The sequence below is a fragment of the Plantactinospora sp. A48 genome (genome assembly GCF_055793945.1).
In genome coordinates this window covers 21,274-34,441 of sequence record NZ_JBTIXF010000023.1, presented here as the reverse complement: position 1 = coordinate 34,441, position 13,168 = coordinate 21,274, and the positions used below count along the sequence as shown (strand labels likewise).

The 13,168-nt window shown below is 71.5% G+C and carries 13 protein-coding genes; 2 read left to right on the top strand and 11 right to left on the bottom strand.

Going from position 1 to position 13,168, the window contains the following annotated elements; genetic code table 11:
• Positions 1 to 98 precede the first annotated feature (98 nt).
• Both ACXN5W_RS14505 and ACXN5W_RS14500 read left to right on the top strand, forming a co-directional pair.
• Positions 99 to 1,400: an APC family permease gene (locus tag ACXN5W_RS14505; protein WP_473158790.1), complete on the top strand. Its 1,302-nt coding sequence runs from the start codon at positions 99 to 101 to the stop codon at positions 1,398 to 1,400.
• Entirely contained in the window at positions 1,400 to 1,810 is a 411-nt protein-coding gene (locus ACXN5W_RS14500) for a cupin domain-containing protein (protein ID WP_473158789.1), read from the top strand. The genes ACXN5W_RS14505 and ACXN5W_RS14500 overlap by 1 nt, the downstream gene beginning before the upstream one ends.
• Here ACXN5W_RS14500 and ACXN5W_RS14495 read toward each other — a convergent pair.
• From ACXN5W_RS14495 to ACXN5W_RS14445, 11 genes are all read right to left on the bottom strand, one after another.
• On the bottom strand, positions 1,764 to 2,513 hold the full coding sequence (locus tag ACXN5W_RS14495) for a LuxR C-terminal-related transcriptional regulator (protein ID WP_473158788.1): 750 nt from the start codon (positions 2,511 to 2,513) through the stop codon (positions 1,764 to 1,766). The two genes, ACXN5W_RS14500 and ACXN5W_RS14495, sit on opposite strands and share 47 nt — an antisense overlap.
• A 257-nt stretch (positions 2,514 to 2,770) precedes the next feature.
• Positions 2,771 to 3,247, bottom strand: a complete 477-nt coding sequence (locus ACXN5W_RS14490; protein WP_473158787.1) for a hypothetical protein — start codon at positions 3,245 to 3,247, stop codon at positions 2,771 to 2,773.
• 9 nt (positions 3,248 to 3,256) lie between these two features.
• Complete coding sequence (locus ACXN5W_RS14485) at positions 3,257 to 3,997, bottom strand: hypothetical protein (protein ID WP_473158786.1); 741 nt, start codon at positions 3,995 to 3,997, stop codon at positions 3,257 to 3,259.
• Positions 3,998 to 4,020: 23 nt separating this feature from the next.
• Positions 4,021 to 5,199: a hypothetical protein gene (locus ACXN5W_RS14480; protein WP_473158785.1), complete on the bottom strand. Its 1,179-nt coding sequence runs from the start codon at positions 5,197 to 5,199 to the stop codon at positions 4,021 to 4,023.
• 5 nt (positions 5,200 to 5,204) lie between these two features.
• The gene (locus ACXN5W_RS14475) at positions 5,205 to 6,842 is read right to left on the bottom strand and encodes a class I tRNA ligase family protein (protein WP_473158784.1); all 1,638 of its coding nucleotides are present in this window, start codon (positions 6,840 to 6,842) and stop codon (positions 5,205 to 5,207) included.
• Positions 6,835 to 7,566: a serine O-acetyltransferase EpsC gene (gene epsC / locus ACXN5W_RS14470; protein WP_473158783.1), complete on the bottom strand. Its 732-nt coding sequence runs from the start codon at positions 7,564 to 7,566 to the stop codon at positions 6,835 to 6,837. The genes ACXN5W_RS14475 and epsC overlap by 8 nt, the downstream gene beginning before the upstream one ends.
• A gap of 45 nt (positions 7,567 to 7,611) precedes the next feature.
• Complete coding sequence (locus tag ACXN5W_RS14465; protein ID WP_473158782.1) at positions 7,612 to 8,763, bottom strand: NAD(P)/FAD-dependent oxidoreductase; 1,152 nt, start codon at positions 8,761 to 8,763, stop codon at positions 7,612 to 7,614.
• Positions 8,760 to 10,022, bottom strand: coding sequence for a cytochrome P450 (locus tag ACXN5W_RS14460; protein ID WP_473158781.1), 1,263 nt, complete (start codon positions 10,020 to 10,022; stop codon positions 8,760 to 8,762). The genes ACXN5W_RS14465 and ACXN5W_RS14460 overlap by 4 nt, the downstream gene beginning before the upstream one ends.
• Complete coding sequence (locus tag ACXN5W_RS14455; RefSeq protein ID WP_473158780.1) at positions 10,019 to 10,372, bottom strand: cupin domain-containing protein; 354 nt, start codon at positions 10,370 to 10,372, stop codon at positions 10,019 to 10,021. The genes ACXN5W_RS14460 and ACXN5W_RS14455 overlap by 4 nt, the downstream gene beginning before the upstream one ends.
• Positions 10,373 to 10,401: 29 nt before the next feature.
• Positions 10,402 to 11,760: a diaminobutyrate--2-oxoglutarate transaminase family protein gene (locus ACXN5W_RS14450; RefSeq protein ID WP_473158779.1), complete on the bottom strand. Its 1,359-nt coding sequence runs from the start codon at positions 11,758 to 11,760 to the stop codon at positions 10,402 to 10,404.
• A complete protein-coding gene (locus ACXN5W_RS14445) occupies positions 11,757 to 13,076 on the bottom strand; it encodes a lysine N(6)-hydroxylase/L-ornithine N(5)-oxygenase family protein (RefSeq protein ID WP_473158778.1) in 1,320 nt (439 codons plus the stop codon). The genes ACXN5W_RS14450 and ACXN5W_RS14445 overlap by 4 nt, the downstream gene beginning before the upstream one ends.
• Between the last annotated feature and the right edge of the window lie 92 nt (positions 13,077 to 13,168).

Sequence of the window (13,168 nt, the reverse complement as noted above, 5' to 3'; positions counted from 1 at the left end):
CTGCGACACCTGCAACTCCGTTAGCTAGTGTTGAACCCGGGCCGACCTCAACTGTATGCTCCGCGAAGCGCAATGGCATCGTCCCCGAGGAGGAGCAGATGCAGCAAGATCAACTGCGGCGGACGATCTCTCTTCCCCAGGGGGTCGCGCTCTATCTCGGCGCGGTGATCGGTGCGGGCGTGCTGTTGCTGCCGGGTGTGAGCGCGACGATGGCCGGCCCCGCGTCCGTGGTGGCCTGGCTCTTCGACGCCATGCTCGGGATCCCGCTGGCGCTGACCTTCGCCGCTCTGGCCAGCCGCATCCCGGACGCCGGCGGAGTGGCCACCTACGTCACCCGCGCCTTCGGCGAGGCCGCCGGCGCGGTGGCGGGATGGTTCTACTTCATCGGCGCGGCCACCGCGCAGGCGCTCGTCGCCCTGACCGGTGCCTACTACGCCGGGCCGTACCTCGGGCTGGGCAACGGCGGGATCTACGTGCTGTCCGCCGCCATCCTGGCCGTCGCCACCCTGTCCAACGCCTGGGGCCTGCGGGTCAGCGCGCGCCTGCAGCTGCTGTTCAGCGCCACGGTCGCGGTCCTGCTGGTGGCCGCGGTCCTGGTCGCCGTGCCGCAGATGGAGGCCGAACGCTGGACGCCGTTCGCGCCGCACGGTTGGACCGCGGTCGGCTCGGCCGGCGTCATCCTCTTCTTCGCGTTCTTCGGCTGGGAAGCGATCACGCATCTGAGCGAGGAGTTCCGGGACCCGGCCCGGGACGTCCCGCGCAGCACGGTGATCAGCGTCGCGTTGATCACCGTGCTCTTCGCCGGGGTCGCCGTCGCGGCCATCGGTACCGGCACCTACGGCACCGACGAACTGAACCGGACCGTGATCGCCCGGCTGCTGGCGGGATCGTCGACCTCCGCCGTCGGCGCGATCGCCTCGACGATCGCCCTGCTGATCGCGGTGGGCACCGCGAACGCCTTCGTGGCCGCCACGTCCCGACTGGGTTACGCCCTGGGCCGGGACGGCGCGTTCCCCCGGCCACTGGCCACGGTCAGCGGTCGCGGAGTTCCACTCACGTCCGTGCTGATCGTCGGCGGGTACGCGGGGCTCTGCCTGCTGGCGAGCTACCTGCTGGACTGGGGACCCGAGGCGTTGCTGAAGGTGCCCACCTCCCTGGTCATCCTCACCTACATCGCGGCGATGCTGGCCGGGATGCGACTGCTGACCGGAGGCCGCCGGGTTCTCGCCACCATCGCCGCGCTGCTGTGCGTCGTGCTGTTGCCGTTCGCCGGGGTGGCTCTCGTCATCCCGCTCATCGTCGCCGCGCTCGCCCTGGCCTACCGGCGGTGGAGCCGGCGCGGCCGGCCGCCCCGGGAGGACGCCCGGCCGCTGCCGGTCAGCCAGACCGTGGAGAGCTGATGGAACTGCACGAGGTCGACGAACTCATCCGGTCGTGGAGCGGGGGATCACCGCCCTACCTGGAATTCCTCCGCACCGCCGCGATGAGCGCGGGGATCTACCGCCTGCCGGCCGGTGGTACCGACCCGCAACGTCCACACCAGGAGGACGAGCTGTACCTGGTGCTGCGCGGGCAGGCACGGATGACGGTCGGCGAGCGGGACACCGCGGTCGGGCCGGGTTCGGTGGTGTACGTGACCGCCGGGGTGGAGCACCGCTTCCACACGATCACCGAAGACCTCGACGTCTTCGTCGTCTTCTCCCCGGCGGAGTCGGCTCCGACCGTCGGGGCGAGTGAACGGGTGGCGGCGGTGGCGAGCCCGGCTACCCGGCCCGGCGCCGCAGGGCGGACGCCTTCCCGTCATGAGTGATGCGTGCCCGGTGGGCGAGCGCGGCGGCCTGGCCCCGCTCGCGCATCCCGAGTTTGCCGAGCACCCGGGAAAGGTGCGACTTGACCGTGCCCGCCGTCACGCCGAGCTTGATCGCCATCTCGCTCGTGGTCAGGCCCTCGGCAACCAGGCGCAGCACCTCCCGTTCGCGGCTGGTCAGTTCGGCGTGTTGGATCCGGCTCACGGCCTCGGCGTCCGGGAGGGACTCGACCAGCCGATCGAGCAGGAAGGATGTGGCCGCGGGCGCCAGGAAGGCGTCCCCCTGTGCGACGGCCCGGACGGCGTCGACGACGAAGCGCCCCAGGTGGTCGTTGCGGACGATCCCGCGCAGCCCGAGACGCAGGGTCCGGATCAGCGCGGGTTCGTCGCAGTCGTCGACGAGGACAACCACCGGCGGCCGGCGGCGCCAGTAGTCGCGTAGCCGGCCGGAGGGTCCGAACTCGTCGATCGCGCCCAGGGAGGTGATCAACACATCGGGACGGAGTTGGCCGACCATCCCGACCATCTGGTCGACCTGCCCGGTGTCCCCGAGGACGGCCAGGTCAGGCTCGGCGTCGATGACCGCCCGCAGGCCGGCGCGGGTGAGGTCGAACTCGTGGAAGACAACGACGGTCAGCGTGCCGGACGACAGGGCCATCAGCGGCACTCCCGATCCGAGCCGACTGGTCGCTGCGAGTCGATCCACCGCTGCGAGTCGATCAGCCGGGGGTCGAGCGGCGCAGCCACTGGTAACGATGAGGTTTGTCGCGTCCCGAGCCACGGTCTGTGAATGGTCGTCCACCCCGCGCCTGGACCACCGAAGTCCAGATCACTTCCCCCGTGCTCAACGGCTCCTGCATTCAATGGGATGATCGATCGTGAACGCATTCATCGATAGTAGCAAGAGTCAGTAACCGGACTGCATTCAAATTGTAACACGTCAATGGACATTTCGGTTCTTAATCATGAAAACGCACCCGCGGAACCCAACCGCGGTGGTGGCCAGGTGACCTCGCCTTCGAAGAGCGCTACCACTGGGTAACTGCGCGAACGGCCCGGGTTGGGGCGGACACCGGCCGGGCCCGGGGCGGCCGTGATCCGTACCACATTTTTTCGTACCTCTGCTGCGTGACGCTGCTTGTGCCAGAGCAACACGGGGTCGCGCAGCCCGTATCGATCATGGATGCCGTAGGCGGCGCAGGCGATGAACGGGCCGCCGAGGACCCCGTCGGGCCACAGGGGTGAACCATCCGGTTGAAAGCATTCGATCCGAAATCCAATCAATCCATCATTACGTATCGTTGCCAATCCGGCCCCGCCCACCAGCTCACCGCAGAGCGCCAAGGCCAGATTCTTGCCCTCCTCCCCGTGGCTGTCCACGACATTGACCACCAGAAAGCTTCGTCCACCGCTGTGCAATTTCACAAATCGAATAGTCATGCCGACGCGCTACCCGGCCAACGCGCGCAGCGTGACAACGCTCTGGTATCCCTCGTTGCGCTCCGCGACGGATTCCGGTCCGGCCGCCGGGTAGAAGCCCTCGAAGAGATCGATGTAGTCGCCGCACAGCGCGCGCAGCACCGGCGCGATCTCCGGACCGAGGGCCGCCGCGGCCTGACGTACCGCGATCACGGTCGCCATCGTGGTGTGCGACGCCGCGCTGAGCATGTCCAGGGTGCCGGCCAGCGTGGTGTGCCGCATGGCCTCCGCCACCTCGCTGACGAGCGCCGCCGGGTCCGTCCCGGGCTCGGCCTGCCAGGGGATCAACCGGACCGCCAGACCGCCCACGACCGGCCGGTCCGGGTCGGCCAGGCGCACCGGGCCGGGCAGTCGCCGGACACCGTCCGCGTCCAGCGACAGCGACCAGTCCTTGGCGTCGGCCGGCGCCGGGACCACCGTGGGGCCGCCGCCAGCCAGGTCCCACCACCAGCCGAGCAGGTACACCGGGTGGTCCACCTCGCCGACCCGCCGCAGCATGACCCGGCTGTCCGGCCGCAGCTCGACGTCGGACAGTTCCAGTCCCCGCGCGGCGATGGACCGGGTGAAGTCGAGAGCCACGGGCTGCAACTGCCGGGTCACCTCCCGGAACACCGCGAACGAGTGGGCATCCACGAGGCCCTGGTCACGCACCCGCGGGTCGGTGGCGGATGCGGTGAACTGATCCAGCGAACCCCTTGTGATCAGTGGCACGTCAACCTCCTGGCAGTGGTGGTCTAGCTTGGATGATCGGAAGTTCGGACCGGCCGTACGGTCCACGGCCCGGCCCGCCGTGGCACGGCGGCCCGCAGCGCGGTGACCAGCAGCAACGACACCGGCAGCAGGACGGCCGGCCAGCCGAACGGCACGAGAACCGCGTAGCCGAGCAGGGCGAGGGCGGCACACCCCCGGGCCACGGCCGGACCGGTCCGCAGCACGGTCACCGCCGCGGTCAGGAACACGGCGAGGGCCATCGCGTTCGGCACCGCCAGCACATCGACGACGCTCAGGTGGTGCGTGGCGACCAGCGCCAGCCCGAGGCCGGCCACCACGGCGCCGACGGCCGTCACCCCCAACCGGCCCGCCGCGGTACGGGACCGGGGGAACACCGTCGTGCCGAGCGCGGCGACCGTGGTGAGGTTGCGGACACAGGCCACGGTGCAGAGCAGGGCGGCGAGCCCCGCGCCCACCCGGGCGGCCCAGCCCGGCCGCCACCCACCGGCGTCCGCGCCGGCCAGCACCGCCGTGCCGAGATACACCACGGCCACCAGCACGACGCCGAGACCGAGGCCGACCCGGTTGGCGGCCGAGGGGCGTACCAGCCGGGCGGTCGCCTCCCACCCGACGAACGCGAACAGCAGCATGAACGTCACCCCGCCGATCGCGGCGAGCCCACCGGCCGGCGGGACAGACCCGTCCGGCGCCGGCGTCAGGCCGGCGACCAGCAACCCGGTCAGCGCGGTGACCACCAGCGTCACCGGGGCCGGCACGGTCGCCCCCGACCAGCCGGCCGACGCCAGCGCGGCGGCCACCGCCAGGACCAGCGCGGCGGCGACCGGCCAGGCCGTGGGCCAATCGAGCGCCGAGGCGGCGAACCACCCGCCGACGACGGCGACGACGCCCTGCCCCACGCTCACCCCGACCAGGTACCACCACCGCACCGCCCGACCCGCGACGCTGCCCAGGATGGCCGCCGCCAGCTCGGCCACCGGCACGCCGGGCCGGGCGACCCGGCGCGCGAGGGCCAGCCCGACGACCAGCAACCCGCCGCAGACCAGCTGGTACGCCCAGGCGATCGGCGCGTTCCCCGCGAGGCCGGCGCGGGCGTACCCGGGCAGGAACAGCGCGCCGACCCCGACGACGGTGCCGGCCAGCGCGACCGCCACCGAGCCGTCGACCCGGGAGCCCGTCGACACGGGGGTCACGACCGCCCGAACGCCGGGTGGTGTCCGGCCGGTATCGAACGTCCGCCGGGCAGCAGGCGGGTACCGGGAACCGGCCACGCCGGTGTGCCGTCCGCCGTGCCGGGCAGACCCCACTGGCGCTGCACGCTGCCGGCCCAGACCGGCAGCAGCGGCGCCGACACGGCGGCGAGCGTCGCGAGCAGCTCCGCGTGGCCGGCCAGCGCGCGGGACACCTCCGGACCGTCGCCGCGCGTACCGGCCCGCAGGGTACGCAGCTCGGCCCCGGCCCGCTCGATGGTCTCCACCACGACGGCCGCGGCGCGCCGCGGGGAGAACCGGGCCGGGTCCAGCGCCGCCGCGGTCTCCGTCCGGAGCCGGTCGGCCAGCCCGCGCAGTTGGCCCGGGTGGTCGGCCACCGCGACGTCCGGCACGACGGACCCGGACGCCTCGGCCAGGAGTTCGACGAAACCGCCGGTCCAACCGTCCAACCCGGACAGCACCTCCCGCAGGGTGCGGTCGAACTCCGCGCGCCGGAAGTTGGTCTGGTCGGACTCCGGCCGGGTGCGGCAGAGATGGAACCGGACCGCGTCGGCCGGCATCTCGTTGAGGAAGTCGGCGCCCCAGATGGCGTGTCCCCGGCTGGTGGAGAACTTCTCCCCCTCCAGGTAGTAGAACTCGTTGCTGACGATGTGCCGGGGCAGGACGGGCTGGTCGAGCGCGATCAACAGCGCGGGCCACAGCACCGCGTGGGAGAAGCTGCAGTCGAAGCCGATGAACTGGACGAGGGTGGTGCCGGGATCCGACCAGAGCCGCTGCCCCTCGCCCGGGAGACCGAGGGCCGCGTTGTGACCGTCCGTGGCCGCCTGGTATCCGAAGATCCCGCTGAACCAGGTGTCGAGGACGTGCCCCTCCCAACCGGTCAACGGCACCGGGATGCCGTACCCGTCGATCCGGCTGATCGGGACGTCGGGCAGCCCGCTGGCGAGCAGCTTCTCGCAGTAGTCGAGGACCCGCTGCGACCACTCCGCGCCCTCGTACAGCCGGGCCAGGCGGTCGGTGTACTCGCCCAGCGGCACCACCCAGCGGCGGCTGTCCCGCCAGACCGGCTCGGTGCCGCAGGTGATGCACCTTCCCTCCCGTACCCCCTCGGGGTCCTGCGGGTAGCCGCAGTCCTCGCAGTAGGTGCCGTCGCAGGGCAGGCCGCAGAACCGGCACCGCCCCCGCAGGTACGCCTCGTACACGAAGTGCTCGCACACCAGGCAGTACGGCGTCGGCATGGTCCGTTCCACCACGGCGCCACGGTCGCGCAGCCGCAGGAACTGCCGCTGGACCGTGTCGTCGTGCCGCGGCTCGCGGTGGGGGTGTGAGTAGCAGTCGGGTGACATGCCCGCCAACGCGAGGGTCTGCTCGATGCGACGGGTGAAGCGGAACGCCGTCTCCCGCGGGGTCCAGCCGAGTTCGGCGGCCCGGCGGGGCACGTAGCAGGAGTGGTCGTCGGTGTAGCTGACGTAGCTGGCGGGCACCCCCCGCGAGGCCAGGTGCCGACGCAGCACGTCCGCGCCCAGGAACGGCCCGGACAGGTGGCCCAGGTGGAGATCCCCGTTCGGGTTGGGTGGGGCGCAGTTGACCAGAACGTGCCCGGTCAGGTCAGCCATGGTCCTTGCTCCTTCCGGTCTCGATCAGGTGGGGGCGGATTCCGTTGAGATCCGGCTGGAAGCCGTTCAACGGCTCCTCGGGCGGCATCCCGTCGACGGTGTCCACCGCGTCCTGGCCCCCGGGTTGGGACCGTCCGGCCCGGACGACCTGCCCGGTCGGCACCCGCGAACCCGGCGGGAGGGTGCTGAGCACCACGGCGTGCGAGCCGACCCGGCTGCCCGCGCCGATGGTGACCGGTCCCAGGACCGTCGCCGCCGTACCGAGCACGACGCTGTCGCCGACGGTCGGGTGCCGCTTGGCCCCCGGGCCCCGGGCGATGTCCCGCCACCAGCCGATCGAGCCGAGCGTCACCAGGTGGTACAGCATCACGTCCGTACCGATCTCCACGTGCTCCCCGATGACGACACCGGCGCCGTGGTCGATGAAGAACCGCCGGCCGATGCGCGCCCCCGGATGGATGTCGATGCCACCGGAGACGAACCGGCCGAACAGGGCGATGGCGCGCGCGGTCGTCCGGTGGCCACGCCGGTAACCGAGGTGTGCCACGCGATGCAGCCACAGGGCGTGGATGTGCGGGTACAGCAGTACCTCGATGGTGGAACTCGCGGCGGGATCCTTCTCCCGCACCACCTGAATGTCCTCGCGCATGCGGTCAAGCCCGTCGCGCACCGCGCCGGTGAACGCGCGAGGCACGGTCAGCAGGTCTCTGAGGTGACGAATCATCGTCTGTCTTCTTCCGTTTTGTGAGCCACTGCGCCGTGGCTCAGTTCACGACCGTGTCGCGTGGTCGAATCTGTCCAGCCGGTACCGGGCGAGTTCCTCGCGGACCTCCCCGTCGCGCAGCTCGGCGGCCACCAGTTCACCGACCGCCGGTGCCGCCTTGAACCCGCCACCGCTGAAGCCGGTCGCCAGGTAGAGCCCGCCGACCTCGGCCACCGGCCCGATCAGCGGTCGCTCGTCCGGCGTGTACGCCTCGTACTCGACGCGCGTGCCCAGCAGCGGTGCCTCCCGGACGGCCGCCAGCCGCCGGCCGGCGCGCCGCACGGAGGCCGCGACGACGTCCGGCGGGACGGTCCCCTCCCCCGGGCTGACCGTGGTGCCGTCGAGCACCGCCCGCAGCAGCACCCGGCCCGGGCCGTCCGGCCGGAAATAGGTGCCCGCCCCGTCGTCGATGGTGACCGGCACCGGCCCGGCCTCCGCCGGGCCGGTGGAGGCCGGCACGGTGGAGGTGGCCACCACGCACCAGCCGACCGCCCTGGACAGCAGCGGCAGCGACACCGGCGGGTCGGTGAGCAGGTCCGGGGCCCAGGTCCCGGTCGCGACCACCACGTGCCGGGCATGGGTTTCCGACGTCGCCGAGCGGACCCCGGTGACCACACCGGCCCGGTGGATCAGCGACCGCACCGGGTCACCGGCCCGCACGGTGGCACCGTGCCGCCGCGCCGCGTCGAGCAGGCTGCGGATGGTCCGCGCCGGATCGGCGTACCCGCCGGCCGGCTCGTACGCGACGGTGTCCACTCCGTCGAGGAGCAACGCCGGATACCGCTGCCGGCACTGTCCCGGGGTGAGGACCTGGCTGTCGACACCGCGCCCGGACAGCCAGTCCACCACGCCCGCCACGTCGGCGCCCCGGCCGGCGCGGGCCAGGAACACGAACCCGGTCCGCTGGAATCCGCAGGAGCCGCCCACGGTGTCCGACCAGTTCAGGAACGTGGGCAGGCTGCGCACGGCCAGTTCGGCGTCGGCCGGGTCGGGGTGGTACATCCGGACCTGCCCCGCGGAGCTGACCGTCGACCCGGCCGAGGCGATCGCGCCCGCCTCGTGGACGACCACCCGCGCGCCGGTCGCGGCGAGGTGGTAGGCGATGCTCGCGCCCACCACCCCCGCGCCGATGACGACGACGTCGGCCGTTGTGGTCACCGGGTCGCCACCCGGGGACCGGGCGTGAACCGCAGCGGCAGCGTGCGCAGCCCCCGGAACGACAGGTTGGGCTGGTACTCCAGCTCGCCGTCGCCGAGCCGCAGGTCCGGCATCCGCCGCAGGATGGTGTCGAAGGCGGCCTGCCCGAGGATGCGGGACAGCTCCGCGCCCGGACAGTAGTGGACACCGTGGCTGAACGACACGTGCTGGTTGGGATGGCGGTGGATGTCCAGCCGGTCGGGCTCGGGGAACATCTCCGGATCGCGGTTGGCCGCGCCGAGCATCACCAGCACCTTGTCGTCGGCCCGGATGGTCCGGCCGCGCAACTCGAACGTGCGGGTCGCCCGGCGTCCCACCAGGTGCAGCGGACCGTCGTAGCGGAGGATCTCCTCCACCGCGTTGGGCGTCAGCGACGGGTCGGCCCGCAGCTGCCGCAGCTGGTCCTCGTGCCGCAGCAGCGCGAGCAGCCCGTTGCCGACGAGATTCAGCGCGGTCTCCAGACCGGCGAACATCAGCACGATGCAGGTGGCGATGAGGTCGTCGTCGCCGATCGGCTGCTCCTGGCGGTGGACCAGGGAGGACAACAGGTCCTCACCGGGCTCCTCCCGCTTGCGCCGGGCGAGCTCGGGGAAGTACTCGCCCATCGCCAGCACCGCGTTCTGGCCGCGTTCCAGGTCGTTGGTGCCGACGTTCGCGCCGCCCGCGTTGATCGCCGCGATGAAGTCCGCGGTCCAGTCCTTGACCTTCTCCCGGTCGGCCGGCGGCACGCCGATCAGCTCGGAGTTCACGATCACCGGCAGGCGGTAACCGATGTCCTGGATGCCGTCCATCTCGCCGCGCTCGATGACGTCGTCCACCAGGTCGTCGGCGATCCGCTGGATCTTCGGTCGCATCGTGTTGACCAGCCGTACGCCCATCCCGCGCTGCACCGGTCGGCGCAACCGGGTGTGCCGGGGCGGGTCGTTGTACAGCAGCATCCGCTTGCGGACCGCGATGAAGGCGTGGAACTTCTCCTTCTCCGCCTCCGACAGGTGCGCGGTGAACGCCTCGGTCCGGTCCGAGGACAGCAGGTCCGGCTGGCTCAGGCCGCTGACCACGTCGTCGTAGCGCAGCAGCAGCCAGGCGTCCAGGTGCGCGTTCCAGTGCACCGGATCGATCTGCCGCCACCGGGCGTAGACCTCGTACGGGTCGGCGATCAGGTCCGGACGCAGCAGGTCGTCGTATTCCGGCAGGAGACCCACCGGCGCCGCTACGGTCATCGGCTTTCCTCCTCAGCGTGCTCGGCTCCCCACCACAGGGCCAGCGACCGCAGCGGGGCGGTGCCATCGTTGGTCAGGGAGTGTTTCTGGTCGGGCGGGATGATCACGATGTCGCCGGGCCCGACCCGGTAGTCCTGGTCCGCCACCCGCATCACGCCGTTGCCGTCCACGAAGAAGAAGATCTCGGACTCGTGATCGGGGTTGACGTGCTCGGACATCGTCCGGCCCGGCTCGACGATCACCCACGCGCCGCCCTCGTACGGTTCGTTCGCCAACTGCGGCAGCCGTCTGGCGAGCACGTCGTAGTCCGGCTCGTACCGCGGTTCCACCGCCTGCCAGTGGTGTTGCATCTGCCACTCCTCGTTGGGTCCTCGACGGGTCATGCTTCGGCGAACGCGGCTGTCAGCACCGCCAGGGCGGCGTCGACCACCGGTCGGGTCACGTTCAGCGGGGGCAGGAGCCGCACCACGGCGTCGGACCGGCCACCGAGCTCGATGATCAGGCCGCGGGCCAGCGCCGCCCGCTGGATCGCGGCGGCCCGGACCGGGTCCGGCAGTCCGTTCTCCGGATCCACGATCTCCATCCCGAGCATCAGCCCGAGCCCGCGGATCTCCCCGACGAACCGGTACGGCCCGGCCAGGGCGTACAGCCGTTCGCGCAGGTAGGCGCCCTGCCGTGCCACGTTCTCCAGGATGTTGTCGCGCCGCATCACCTCGATGGCGGCGGTGCCGGCCGCGAAGGCCAGCTGGTGACCGCGGAAGGTGCCGATGTGGGCGCCGGGCTGCCAGGTGTCCAGCCGGCGGTCGTAGAGCATCAGGGCCACGGGCAGGCCGATCCCGCCGGCCGCCTTGGACAGCAGCACCACGTCGGGATCCAGGTCGAACTGCTCGAACGCGAACCACGTACCGGTCCGGCCGTACCCGGTCTGGATCTCGTCCACGATCAGCGGTACGTCCAGCTCCTTCGCCAGCCGGCCCACCTCCCGGGCGAAGCCCGCGGTGGCGGGTATGACGCCGCCCTCGCCCTGGACCAGTTCCAGCAGGATCGCGGCGGGGCGCGGGACGCCGCCGTGGGTGTCCAGCAGGGCCTTGCGCAGGTAGGTGGCGCAGTTGGTGTCGCAGTCGCTGGGGTTCAGCGACAGCGGACACCGCAGGCAGTACGGGTACGGGAAGAAGTGGACGTCGGGCATCCGGCCGGGAACGGCGGCCTTCGGCCCGACCAGCCCGGTGACCGCCATGGCTCCGTGCGTCGACCCGTGGAAGCCGCCCTGGAACGACACCACGTCCGTACGCTTCGTGAAGGTCTTGCACAGCTTCAGCGCGGCCTCGACGGCGTTGGCGCCGGTGGGCCCGCAGAAGTGGACCTTCATCCGGTCCCGCATCCGCTCCGGCAGCAGGCTCAGCGTGGCGTCGACGAACTCGTCCTTGGTGGGTGTCGGCAGGTCCAGCCCGTGTACGTGCTCGTGGAGCTGCTCGGCGACCCGGTCCACGACCTCGGGGTGCCCGTGGCCCAGGGGCAGCACACCCGCACCGCAGAGGAAGTCGATGAACACGTTGCCGTCGATGTCCTCGACGTAGGGGCCGTACCCGCGCCGTACCGCGATCGGTAGCCGGCGCGGATAGGTCCGGGCGCTCGACTCGCGGTCCTCCTGGCGGTCGAGCAGTTCCCGGGAGCGCGGTCCCGGAATCGCGGTGCGGACCCGCAGCCGGACATCCTCGACGGACTGGGTGGAGATCATGCCCGAACCTCCGTTCGCTCGACCCGGCCGCCGGCGGCGTCGCCCGTCGAGATGACGGCCTTGTGCAGGCTCTCGGCGATGGTCGCCGCCCGCAGCGCCAGCAGGCTGAACGATCCGGCGTCGCCCATGCCGTGCGTGGTCTCGCACAGGCCGTTGAGATAGATCGGCGGCAGGTGCGCGCCGGTGGTGCCGATCCGGTAGTCCCGGCCGATCACCGCCCGTCCCGACGGGGTACGGGAGACCGCCGGCGCGACCGGGGACAGCAGCGCGGGCAGGAACAGCTCCTCGTTCTCGCTGGTGAGGTCCAGGAAGCCGGTCGCCAGGATCACCGCGTCGGCCTGGATCTCGTCGACCACGCCGAGGTGCTGCTCGCGCAGGGTCAGCCGGACGCCGTCGGGCTGCGGCTCGCAGGTCAGGATGTCGGTGTTGCGGCGTAGCTGGATCCGGTTCCCACCGTCGAGCCGCTGCTCGTAAAGCTGGGCGTACAGGGCCTGGAGCACGTCGATGTCGGCGGCCGAGTAGTTGGTGAACCGCAGCTGCTGGTCCAGCATGCTCTTGGACTCTTCGCTGGCGCCGAAGTAGTAGTTGACGAACTCGGGGTAGTAGACCTCGCCGTGGAACGGGCTGAGGTCCTTCTGCCGGTAGCCGAAGCCGCGCAGGATGTTCGTCACCGACGCGTGCGGGAACCGTCGGGCGCTGTCGAGCACCAGCTCCACCGCGCTCTGGCTGGCCCCGACGATCGCGATCCTGGGGTTCGGCAGCGCGGCCAGCTCCGGGGCGCGGTCGAGATAGCTGGTGAAGTGGAACACCCGAGGGTCCTCGATCCCCCGGAAGGGCAGCGGGATCCGGGGTGGCCGGCCCGGGGCGACGACCGCGGCGCGGGCCCGCACGGTCGTTCCGTCGTCCAGGACGACCTGCACCCGTGACCCGTCCGGGCCGTCGACCAGCTCCAGCCGTTCGGCGGACACCCCGTACCGCACCCGGGCGGACACCTGGCTGGCGGCCCAGGAGACGTACCGGGCGTAGTCCTTGCGCAGCGGGAACGGCAGGCCGAGGTTGAGGAACTCGAACAGCCTGCCCTCTTCGAACAGGTAGTTGAAGAATGTGTAGCGGCTACGGGGGTTGCTCGGCAGGGCCAGGTCGCGGGCCGGATGGTGCTGGATGTCCGAGCCGTCGAGCAACATTCCCGGTTGCCACTCCGGCCGGGGCCGTCGCTCGACGAAGATCGCGTCGAGCGGTACCTCCAGCTCCTCCATGGCGATGGCGAGCGCGATGTTGGCCGGCCCGAATCCCACCCCGATGACGTCTGTGTCCACGGGTCTCCCGTCCTACTGATCGTCGGCTTGGGTGGCGTCTTCACGGCGCCTGCGTGCCTCCGTAACGCACCGGAAACACAACACCAACCGTA

Bases quoted from the DNA above. Each gene is read 5' to 3' on its own strand.
- ACXN5W_RS14505 (WP_473158790.1), top strand. From the start codon at position 99: ATGCAGCAAGATCAACTGCGGCGGACGATCTCTCTTCCCCAGGGGGTC.
- ACXN5W_RS14500 (WP_473158789.1), top strand. From the start codon at position 1,400: ATGGAACTGCACGAGGTCGACGAACTCATCCGGTCGTGGAGCGGGGGA.
- ACXN5W_RS14490 (WP_473158787.1), bottom strand. From the start codon at position 3,247: ATGACTATTCGATTTGTGAAATTGCACAGCGGTGGACGAAGCTTTCTG.
- ACXN5W_RS14475 (WP_473158784.1), bottom strand. From the start codon at position 6,842: ATGGCTGACCTGACCGGGCACGTTCTGGTCAACTGCGCCCCACCCAAC.
- epsC (WP_473158783.1), bottom strand. From the start codon at position 7,566: ATGATTCGTCACCTCAGAGACCTGCTGACCGTGCCTCGCGCGTTCACC.
- ACXN5W_RS14460 (WP_473158781.1), bottom strand. From the start codon at position 10,022: ATGACCGTAGCGGCGCCGGTGGGTCTCCTGCCGGAATACGACGACCTG.
- ACXN5W_RS14455 (WP_473158780.1), bottom strand. From the start codon at position 10,372: ATGCAACACCACTGGCAGGCGGTGGAACCGCGGTACGAGCCGGACTAC.
- ACXN5W_RS14450 (WP_473158779.1), bottom strand. From the start codon at position 11,760: ATGATCTCCACCCAGTCCGTCGAGGATGTCCGGCTGCGGGTCCGCACC.